This is a genomic window from Lactobacillus nasalidis (genome assembly GCF_016587775.1).
Taxonomy (GTDB): Bacteria; Bacillota; Bacilli; order Lactobacillales; family Lactobacillaceae; genus Lactobacillus; species Lactobacillus nasalidis.
Map to the genome: position 1 here is coordinate 1 of NZ_BOCG01000136.1, position 7,586 is coordinate 7,586.

Annotated in this window: 10 protein-coding genes; 3 read left to right on the forward strand and 7 right to left on the reverse strand. The window is 50.7% G+C overall.

The window, feature by feature from the left end:
* From lacNas_RS02375 to lacNas_RS02390, 4 genes are all read right to left on the reverse strand, one after another.
* Positions 1-381 (reverse strand): YutD family protein (locus lacNas_RS02375; protein ID WP_201346549.1); only part of this gene is annotated, 381 nt, incomplete at its 3' end.
* Positions 350-1,759, reverse strand: coding sequence for a bifunctional metallophosphatase/5'-nucleotidase (locus lacNas_RS02380; protein WP_201330896.1), 1,410 nt, complete (start codon positions 1,757-1,759; stop codon positions 350-352). The genes lacNas_RS02375 and lacNas_RS02380, both read right to left, overlap by 32 nt.
* Before the next feature lie 9 nt (positions 1,760-1,768).
* Positions 1,769-2,101, reverse strand: coding sequence for a hypothetical protein (locus lacNas_RS02385; RefSeq protein WP_201330895.1), 333 nt, complete (start codon positions 2,099-2,101; stop codon positions 1,769-1,771).
* A 106-nt stretch (positions 2,102-2,207) separates the two neighbouring features.
* A complete protein-coding gene (locus lacNas_RS02390) occupies positions 2,208-3,209 on the reverse strand; it encodes a substrate-binding domain-containing protein (protein WP_201330894.1) in 1,002 nt (333 codons plus the stop codon).
* A gap of 153 nt (positions 3,210-3,362) precedes the next feature.
* Here lacNas_RS02390 and pepQ point away from each other — a divergent pair, with 153 nt between their 5' ends.
* Positions 3,363-4,469: a Xaa-Pro dipeptidase gene (gene pepQ / locus lacNas_RS02395; RefSeq protein WP_201330893.1), complete on the forward strand. Its 1,107-nt coding sequence runs from the start codon at positions 3,363-3,365 to the stop codon at positions 4,467-4,469.
* A 60-nt stretch (positions 4,470-4,529) separates the two neighbouring features.
* On the opposite strand, the gene lacNas_RS02400 is transcribed toward pepQ, so the two are convergent.
* Together lacNas_RS02400 and lacNas_RS02405 are read right to left on the reverse strand one after the other, a co-directional pair.
* Positions 4,530-4,925 carry a DUF1269 domain-containing family protein gene (locus lacNas_RS02400; protein WP_201330892.1) on the reverse strand — a complete coding sequence of 132 codons (396 nt, stop codon included), beginning with the start codon at positions 4,923-4,925 and terminating at the stop codon, positions 4,530-4,532.
* Positions 4,926-4,941: 16 nt separating this feature from the next.
* The gene (locus lacNas_RS02405) at positions 4,942-5,367 is read right to left on the reverse strand and encodes a DUF948 domain-containing protein (RefSeq protein ID WP_201330891.1); all 426 of its coding nucleotides are present in this window, start codon (positions 5,365-5,367) and stop codon (positions 4,942-4,944) included.
* A 128-nt stretch (positions 5,368-5,495) separates the two neighbouring features.
* On the opposite strand from lacNas_RS02405, the gene lacNas_RS02410 reads away from it, so the two are divergent.
* On the forward strand, positions 5,496-6,344 hold the full coding sequence (locus lacNas_RS02410) for a mechanosensitive ion channel family protein (protein ID WP_201330890.1): 849 nt from the start codon (positions 5,496-5,498) through the stop codon (positions 6,342-6,344).
* Between the two features lie 42 nt (positions 6,345-6,386).
* On the opposite strand, the gene lacNas_RS02415 is transcribed toward lacNas_RS02410, so the two are convergent.
* Complete coding sequence (locus tag lacNas_RS02415) at positions 6,387-7,007, reverse strand: XTP/dITP diphosphatase (protein ID WP_201330889.1); 621 nt, start codon at positions 7,005-7,007, stop codon at positions 6,387-6,389.
* Positions 7,008-7,245: 238 nt separating this feature from the next.
* Between lacNas_RS02415 and lacNas_RS02420 the strand changes: the two genes are divergently transcribed.
* Positions 7,246-7,586 (forward strand): YslB family protein (locus lacNas_RS02420; protein WP_201346550.1); only part of this gene is annotated, 341 nt, incomplete at its 3' end.

The window sequence follows — 7,586 nt, forward strand, 5'->3', positions numbered from 1 at the left end:
CCGCCGGCGCTGGCTCGGGCGCGGCTTGCGGCTAGGCTGCAGGGATTCCAGAATGAAATATGGCGCCCCCGGGTTGCAGTATTCCGTCAAATAGTCGACGATCGTTGACTTCTTGCGGTCAATCGAGGTCTTGACATAGTCATTATAAAAGCCCCTAAGGCGCAGGTGCTCGCTGGAGACATCCCCCACCAGATAATCATATTGATCCAGGTAAGGATCGTATTTTTGCTTCAAAACTTCCCTGTCCAAGGCTTCGCGCTGGTTGACCAAAAGCCGGTACTCCCGCTGGTTGATCACGACCTTGTCGCCGGCAATCACCACTTCGGCCAGCGGGTGCAGGGGCTTGTTGTCAGCTTGGGAAGCTGGCTGTTCTTTCTTCAATCAAATCACTCTCTTTTTTTACTGGATATTTGCGGCTTAAGTAACCGGCCACGACTTCTCTCAAAAACTGCGGGAAGAGGAATTCATTCTCGCCCACGATCGCCAGGGTCGGGAAGAAGGGAATCAGGACGTAGTGGTCCAAAACAGCGATCCGGTATTCCTTGGCCGGGTCCAGAAGCTGGCCATTGACGTAAACGTTCCGGGTCAGCGGGTCATACTTGATCCCCTTGTAGTAGACCTGGCCAAAAATTTTCCCTCTGAAGCTCATCCCGACCAGCGGATAATGCTCCAAAAAGTGCCGGTTCTTCTCTACTTCCATGACCAGGCGCCACAAGTCCCGGCCCAAAAGCGTGCTTCTGACAACGTGCATGGGGTGCGGCAGGGCATGCTGCAGGTCGAACTGGTTGATTACGCCGCTCTTAAACGGCGTCAGGAACAGGCCAGTGCTCAGCATCGCCAGGTCAGTGCCGGCAAAATCAGCGATCGCTTCCAGCGACACGTCGACTGCCGCCAGCTTGTCCTCATGAAACTTCTCCGGCAGTCTGGCTACCAGCCGCTCCTGCAACATTTTCTGCCCCCGGGAATACAGGCCGGCAATTTCGGCTTCGTCTCCGTCCTCGCTGGGCAGACCGGCAACCGCCACCGTGGTCGGCTTGATGGATACGATCCGGTGGTCGTCGCCGATTTCCAGGCTGATGTCGCCCACGTAGTTGCCCCACTTCCCGGTTTGGGTGATCCAGGTATGCCCCTGCTTGATCCCTTTTTCCAGCAAGGTATGGCTGTGCCCGCCGACGATCAAGTCGATTTCCGGATAATGCTTGGCCAGCCACTGGTCCATTCTGAGGCCGACGTGGGTCAGGAGAATCAAGCAGTCGTACTTGCCGGCGATTTCCGGCAGAACCTGGTCCATCGTCTCCCCCAGCATCTTGATCTGCCAGTGATTCGGCCCGTAGGTCAAAGGATAAGCTGCCGTCAGCCCTACTAGGGCAATGCGCGTCCCCTTCTTGGTCTTGAGGATCTGGTAGTTCTTGGCCCAGGCCGGCCAGCTGCCGTCCTCTTCGCGCAAGTTCGCCAGCAGAACCGGGAAATCCGCCTGGTCAAAAAGCCGCTCCAAAACGGCGTGGGGATTGGAAATCCCTTCATTGTTGCCGATCGTGATGGCATCGTAGTGAAAGTCATTCATCAGCTGGATGTTGGCCTGGCCTTCGGTAGCATCGGACAAGGGATGGGACCGGTCCATGAAGTCGCCGGCATCAAAAGTCAAAACCTGGTCAGCCTTGGCAGTTTCTTGAACCTGCCTCAGATAGCGCCGGATTTTTGGAAAATGCTCAAAGTGTGAGTGCAAGTCGTTGGTATGCAAAATTCGCAAAGTTTCCATTGTTTTCTCCTAACCAATCTTGTTGGCTTTCAAAACCATTTCATAAGCATCCCGAACCGCGCCTTTCGGCTTGTCCCATTCGACCCATTGCGGGTGTTCCCAGTCTTCCTCGTTCATCAAGGTGTGCAGCTGGTAGTTCTTGTTGATATACTGCTCATAAGTTTCCAGCGCCTTGGTGCGCGGAATATTGATGACCAAAATCCGCACGCTCTTGATCAAACCATTGTTGACCGCCAGTTCCGCGAAGCCGTTTTGGTCGATGTTGGAAATTTCATAATACTGACTGCCATCATTTCTGGTGATTTCTTCAATCAGATCGAATTGCTCATATAAATGATCCATTTGTTCCCCCCATATCTTATAAAAAGATTGTAACACAAACTTAGCCAGCCTTTGTCCGGGCAAAACTAAAAGAGCCCGCCGGTTGGCAGGCTCTTTGGCAAAATTCTTACTTGTTCAAAGTACTTTGCTTCTTGATCAGTTCATATGGCAAAACGATGTGCTTTTCTTCCAGGCCTTCATCGTTCATCAGCTTGGTCAGCATTCTCATGGCCACGGCCCCCAAGTCGTAGAGCGGCTGCTTGATCGTGGTCAAAGCCGGACGAACGACAGAAGCGATTTGGGTCGCGCTGGCCGTCACGATTTCGAAGTCTTCCGGCACCTTGGCCCCACGGTCCAGAGCTGAGTTGAGGAGCCCTACGGAAGAAACGTCCTTGGTGACGATCGCCCCGTTGATCCCCTTCTTGGCCAGTTCTGGGTAAAGGTTGTAGCCGTCTGAGTAGTCCTTGATGCTGTCAAAAATTTCACAGCCTTCCAATTCATTGTCGGCTACAAACTTCTCAAAGGCTGGAATCCGGTGGTCCCGGTTGATCGGCGCTTCCTTGTCGCCCACAACCAAGGCCAGCTTCTTCTTGCCATCGTTTAAGAGCAGGTTCAAAGCTTCCGTGTCGGCCTTCTTGTAGTCGATGTTGACGGACGGGAATTCCAGGTTGTCTGAAACAGTCCCGGCCAATACGACCGGAGTATCGGTCCGCTTGAAGGCTTCGGCAGCTTCTTCAGACAGCTTGTTTGACATGTAGATGACCCCGTCAACCTGCTTGTTGAGCAAGCCTTGGATGACAGCGTCTTCTTTCATCAGCCGGTTTTCAACGCTGGAAATGATAATGTTGTACTTGTAAAGAACAGCGATATCGTCAATCCCCTTTGACAACTCGGCAAAGTACAAGTTGGTCAAGTCAGGCACAATCAAGCCGACCGTTGTGGTCCGCTTTGAAGCCAGACCCTGCGCTACGGCATTTGGTTGGTAGTGCAGGCGCTTGATTACTTCCATGACCCGGTCACGGGTTTCCTTGCGAACATTATTGTTGCCGTTGACTACCCGGGAAACCGTGGCCATTGAGACTTTCGCTTCTCGGGCAACATCGTAAATAGTTACATCTTGCTTATGCATAATAACAGCCCCACCTATCTAAATACTAATTACTGATTTAATGATACCATGATAACGCTTTTGGTGCAATCGCTTACAGCTGTTTTTTCAAAATTTTTCAGCTTTTTTAGTGCTATACTGTGGTTAATTTCAATCAGTAAGGAGAATTTTGCGATGAATTTAGACAAATTACAAAATTGGTTACAGGAAAACGGGATGGATGTGGCTTACATCTCCAGCCCAACTACCATCAACTATTTCACGGGTTTCATCACTGATCCGGAAGAAAGAATCTTCAAGCTTTTTGCTTTCAAAGATGCTGATCCTTTCATCTTCTGCCCGGCCTTGAACTATGAAGAAGCCAAGGCATCTGCTTGGGACGGGGACGTGGTCGGCTACTTGGACAGCGAAGACCCATGGAGCAAGATCGCTGAAGAAATCAAGAAGCGGACCAAGGACTACCAAAACTGGGCTGTCGAAAAGAACGGCTTGACGGTTGCCCACTACCAGGCCCTGCACGCTCAATTCCCGGACGCTGACTTCTCCAAGGACCTGTCTGACTTTATCGCCCACATCCGCCTTTTCAAGACGGAAAGCGAACTGGTCAAGCTGCGCAAGGCCGGGGAAGAAGCGGACTTTGCCTTCCAGATCGGTTTTGAAGCTCTTAGAAACGGGATCACTGAACGGGCCGTGGTCAGCCAGATCGAATATCAATTGAAGCTGCAAAAAGGCGTCATGCAGACCAGCTTTGACACCATCGTTCAAGCCGGCAAGAACGCGGCCAACCCGCACCAAGGTCCAAGCATGAACCAAGTTCAGCCAAACGAACTGGTGCTTTTTGACCTGGGGACCATGCATGAAGGCTACGCTTCTGACTCCAGCCGGACGGTTGCTTACGGGGAACCAACCGACAAGATGCGGGAAATCTACGAAGTCAACCGGACTGCCCAGCAAGCAGCCATCGACGCGGCTAAGCCAGGCATGACGGCCAGCGAACTTGACGGGGTAGCCCGCAAGATCATCACTGACGCCGGCTATGGTGAATACTTCATCCACCGCCTGGGCCACGGGATCGGGATGGAAGTTCATGAATTCCCATCCATCGCTAACGGCAACGACGTCGTTTTGGAAGAAGGCATGTGCTTCTCCATTGAACCAGGGATCTATATCCCAGGCTTTGCCGGTGTCCGGATCGAAGACTGCGGGGTCCTCACCAAGGAAGGCTTCAAGCCATTCACCCACACCAGCAAGGAATTGAAGGTTCTGCCGGTTAAAGAATAAAACTGAAAAAGCAAAAAAATGACGAGTCTTGCGGCTCGTCATTTTTTATATTCGCATTTACTATTCTTGATCTGGACTAGTCGGCGTGGTTGGTTCGGTCGGTTCAGCAGATTCACCTGCATCATCCGGCTTGTCTTCCCCTTCTTCGCCCTTTTCAGCGTTGTCCAGGTCGCTGGCATCTTGTTCGCCAGACTGGTTGGCTGAGTCATCGATCACGATGTCGTCGAAGTCCTTAAGTTCTGAGTCGTCTTCAATGTTCTTTGGGAAAGAAGCCAGTTGGTTTTTCAAGATTTCCGTCCCGTTGTCGTACTTTTCCTTCAAGTCTTCAACGTTTGGATTGCTCTTGATCTTGTCCTTGACTTCTTCAAGCTTGTCATCTGAGATCAGGCTGGCAGCTGCAACCCCAGCAGCAGCCCCAAAAACGGCCCCTAATAAAAAGCTACCAAATTTGCTCATGGTTGTTCTCCTTTTCTTAATCTTGACCCTTCCGCCGAAAATGTCTGGCAAAGGCTGACGTGATTACGGAAGTGATCATTCCCGTCCGGGTAAAGTGGGCATTGGAAACCTTGTTGATCATCTTCTTAGATGATTCGTTGATGTCTGAGACGCTTTGGCCCAGATCAGCAGCGGCCTGAACTACCGGCTGCAAAGTTTCCATCTTACCATTGACGTCTTGCAAAAGCGCATCCGTCTTTTCCAAAAGTCCGCCGGTCTGCTTCATCAAGTCATCCATGTCGTCAGTCAATTTGGCCAAAGATTCATTGGTCAATTGCACTGTCTTCTCAGCTTCTTTCAAAGTCTTAGAAACGTTAAGCAACATGGGAATCGTGAACAAAACCAGTACCAAAAAGGCAATGGCCGCGATCAAACCGGCTAAAGCGCCAAATGAAATTGTCATAGCTTGCTTCCTTTCCTTTCTAAAAAAAGTCTAGCATGAAAACGATTTAGACACAATCGAAAGATTTTCCGAAGTTTTTGCCCGCTTTTCTGTTATCCTTTAAGCATAGCTGAAAGGAGCATTCTTTAATGAAAAATCTTGACTTCAAAATTGTCGGCATCTCGATCGATGTCGACAAACTTTTTGCCAGCAGCGTCTCCATTATCTGGCAGCTGCTGATCTCCACCTTGGTATTCTACCTGGTCAACCACTTCGGTCACAAATTCATCGGCAGATACCTTGACAAACACAGCGACAAGCTGACGCTCTCCAAAAGGAGCCAGACGATCTCAGCCCTGGTGAACAGCCTCTTCCGCTACACCGTGATCTTCTTTTACGCCTACTCAGTCTTGACCATCCTGGGCATCCCTGTCGGCACCTTGATTGCCAGTGCCGGGATCTTCTCCCTGGCCATCGGCCTTGGCGCCCAGGGCTTCATGAGCGACCTGGTCAACGGCTTCTTCATTTTGAGCGAAGGCCAGTTTGACGTGGGCGACAATATTGAGATCGGCACCGAAACCGGGACCGTTACCCAGCTGGGGCTTAGAACCACACAAATTGTCACCACTGACGGCACCTTGATCTACATCCCCAACCGGCAGATTTCCATCGTCAGAAACCTGACCCATGGCGGCATCGGCCTTAATCTGGATTTGAACCTTGACGCTGACACCGACTTAAAGCAGCTCTCCAGCCTGCTTGACCAGGCTGACGAAAAGCTGCTTGACTGGCATGAAAAGCTGGTCAGCGGGCCAAGCCAGATCGGGGTCATCAGCCAGCAGGGACAGACGATCACCTACCGGGTCCACTTCCAGGTCAAGCCTGGCTTTGAAGGCAAAGTCCGCCAGGCTTACTGGCAGGGCTACCTGCAGCTTTTGAAAGAAAAGCAGGTCAAATTCGGCCAGGAGCCGGTCATCATCAACAGTAAAAAAGCTTGATTTAAAAATGCTGAGCCGCGGCTCAGCATTTTTAGTTTACTGTTAGTTAAATTGGGCAAGCCATGCTGGCAGTTCTTCGATCAAAGCCTTGACTGCCTTGCCCCGGTGAGAAACTTCGTTCTTTTCTTCCGTGGTCATTTCCGCGAAAGTCTTGCCCTTGCTTGGCACGTAGAAGAGCGGGTCGTAGCCAAAACCGTCTTCGCCGCGCGGAATGGCCAGGACTTCACCTTCACAGGTCCCGGTAACTACCAGGTCCTTGTCTTCGTGGCCAGGCATGGTCAAAACCAAGACGCTGACGAATTTAGCCTGCCGGTCCTTTTGCGGCACGCCGCCCAAAGCTGCCAAAAGCTTGCCGTTGTTTCTGGCGTCGTTGTGGGCTTCACCGCCGTAACGGGCTGAGTGAACGCCAGGAGCGCCGTTCAATTTGGCAACCCGCAAACCAGAGTCGTCTGCCAAAGTCGGCAGCTTGCTGTATTCTGCCAAAGCGTGTGCCTTCAATTTGGCATTGGCTTCAAAGGTCGTACCCTTTTCATTGACGTACGGCGGGTTTTCCAAATCCGCGTTTGACTTAAGCTCAATATCCAGACCAGCCTTTTTAAAAGCTTCCTGCAATTCCTTAACTTTGTTTTGATTATCCGTAGCAAACAATAGTACTTGAGTCATATGGTACTCCTATCATTTCAAAATATATAAAATCTCTCTACTGAAATTTTACCACTTATTCAAGCCTTTTCGAACTTTCAAAATAAGTTATTGAGTTTATTTTCAGCGCTTTTTCAGTCAAAGACAAGTTTTTTCTTTTTTTAGACCATTTCCTAGCCTTTTTCTAAAACTTGTCAAAAAATTTCACCATACTGTAACATTTACGGTAGAATTAAGACAGCGAATAAGGATGAGGATTATGTCAGAACACAACGAACACGTATATTTTGTAAATCAACTATACCGCGACTTCTTGTTGCCAACGATTTTAGGCGGGGACACCCCGGCCATACTTTACTGGGCCGGCAAGCGGATCACCCGCAAGTATGCCTTGAGCGAAATGGAAGACTTAATCGAGTTTTTCAAGATGGCTGAATTCGGAGACCTGACGGTTGTAAAAGAGCGCCGCGCCTCGATCATCTTCACGCTCAGCGGCCAGCCGATCAGCGACCGCCTGGCCAGCGGCAGCCGGGAATTTTCTCTGGAGAGCGGCATGATCGCCGAAGCCGTCGAACAAGCCCGCGGCCGGTCAGCTGAAGC

What these genes read in the sequence shown, in the direction of transcription:
- lacNas_RS02380 (WP_201330896.1), bottom strand. Translation starts at nt 1,759, where the DNA reads ATGGAAACTTTGCGAATTTTGCATACCAACGACTTGCACTCACACTTT.
- lacNas_RS02385 (WP_201330895.1), bottom strand. Translation starts at nt 2,101, where the DNA reads ATGGATCATTTATATGAGCAATTCGATCTGATTGAAGAAATCACCAGA.
- lacNas_RS02390 (WP_201330894.1), bottom strand. Translation starts at nt 3,209, where the DNA reads ATGCATAAGCAAGATGTAACTATTTACGATGTTGCCCGAGAAGCGAAA.
- pepQ (WP_201330893.1), top strand. Translation starts at nt 3,363, where the DNA reads ATGAATTTAGACAAATTACAAAATTGGTTACAGGAAAACGGGATGGAT.
- lacNas_RS02400 (WP_201330892.1), bottom strand. Translation starts at nt 4,925, where the DNA reads ATGAGCAAATTTGGTAGCTTTTTATTAGGGGCCGTTTTTGGGGCTGCT.
- lacNas_RS02405 (WP_201330891.1), bottom strand. Translation starts at nt 5,367, where the DNA reads ATGACAATTTCATTTGGCGCTTTAGCCGGTTTGATCGCGGCCATTGCC.
- lacNas_RS02410 (WP_201330890.1), top strand. Translation starts at nt 5,496, where the DNA reads ATGAAAAATCTTGACTTCAAAATTGTCGGCATCTCGATCGATGTCGAC.
- lacNas_RS02415 (WP_201330889.1), bottom strand. Translation starts at nt 7,007, where the DNA reads ATGACTCAAGTACTATTGTTTGCTACGGATAATCAAAACAAAGTTAAG.